Origin of the sequence: Prevotella sp. oral taxon 317 str. F0108 (assembly GCF_000162415.1) — a bacterium.
GTDB lineage: Bacteria > Bacteroidota > Bacteroidia > Bacteroidales > Bacteroidaceae > Prevotella > Prevotella conceptionensis.
The window spans coordinates 1-1376 of record NZ_GG740090.1 but is presented as its reverse complement, the minus strand read 5'-3'; the positions used below and the strand labels follow the sequence as shown (position 1 = coordinate 1376).

Genomic DNA, 1376 nt, shown 5'->3' with positions numbered 1-1376 from the left:
AAGGATGCCGAGCTTGTGCAAAAGGATGCCGAGCTTGTGCAAAAGGATGCCGAGCTGGCAAGAAAGTCCCGCCGCATCCTTGAACTTGAACGTATGGTATTCGGTAGGCGCAGCGAGAAACGCCTGCCGGAAAGTCCCGACGGGTGGGTTGGCACGCTCTTCGACGAACAGTGGGCAAAGGAAGGTTCGCTGCTTCACGCAGAAACACTTCCCGTCATCGACGAGATAAAGCAGCAGGCCAAGCGCCGCCGAGAGGCAAGCCGCACCAACCGCCCCGCAAGAAAAGGCAGGCCGTACGCCTCTTACGTTCCTGACGACATAGAGCGGGAGGTCGTGGTAATCTATCCCGAGGGTTATGATGCGGAACGTATGGTCGTCATCGGGCATGACAGGACTGAACACTTGTGCCTACGTCCCCCTTGCTTTTATGTCAAGGTTGAAGACCGCGTTGTCTGCCGTCAGAAGGAGGCAAGGCCAACGGATGCGAAGGTCGGCATACTGGAAGCCCCCTTGCAGAGGCAGGCAGTGGATTGTTTTGCCGACGCCTCCCTGCTGGCCGAGATTGTCACGGGAAAGTTTGCCTATCACCTGCCGGAGTATAGGCAGAGCGCCAGATGGAAGGAGCACGGCATCAACATCCCCACCTCAACCATAAACCGTTGGGTTCACGGCGCCGCCGATGCACTGCATCCGCTGTATAAGCTTCAAGTGGGGCTGATTTTGCAGAGCCCCTACCTGCAAGTTGATGAGACCAGCGTACAGGTTGCCGACCGCAAGGGCAAGACCCGCAAGGGTTACCTCTGGGGAGTGAGGGATGCGCTGCATTCCCGGGGCGTATTCTTCCACTGGAAGGAAGGTTCACGGTCGGGCGCCGTGCCCGACGAGCTCTTCAAGGGCTACCACGGTGCCATACAATCCGACGGGTATGAGGCATACGGCAGGTTTGAAAACGTTCAGGGCATAGAACTGTTGGGCTGCATGGCCCATGTCCGGCGAAAGTTCGATCATTTAGCGGCAGACGACAAGAATGCCGCCCACATAGTCGACACCATCGCCGCACTTTACGAGTTGGAAGAAAACCTGAGGCACGGCAACGCCGGCCCTGAGCAAGTCCTGGCTGAACGGAAATCCAAAGCCTATCCCATACTGAAGTCACTTGAAGCATATTTTAAGGAAGTACACAAGCAGTACCTCCCCAACGAAGCCATGGAGAAAGCCCTGCGCTATGCCTTCTCCGTATGGATACGTATCAGCCGATACGTACAGGACGGGCGTTTCAACATAGACAACAACCTCATGGAACAAGCCATCAGGCCCATCACGCTGGGAAGAAAGAACTACCTGTTCTGCGGCAACAACGAGGAAGCGGAAAACAA

1 protein-coding gene is annotated in these 1376 nt (G+C 56.2%); it reads left to right on the top strand.

What is annotated here, in order from left to right:
* Positions 1 to 1376: IS66 family transposase (tnpC, locus tag HMPREF0670_RS15030; protein ID WP_009231987.1), on the top strand; the 1376-nt coding region annotated here is incomplete at both ends.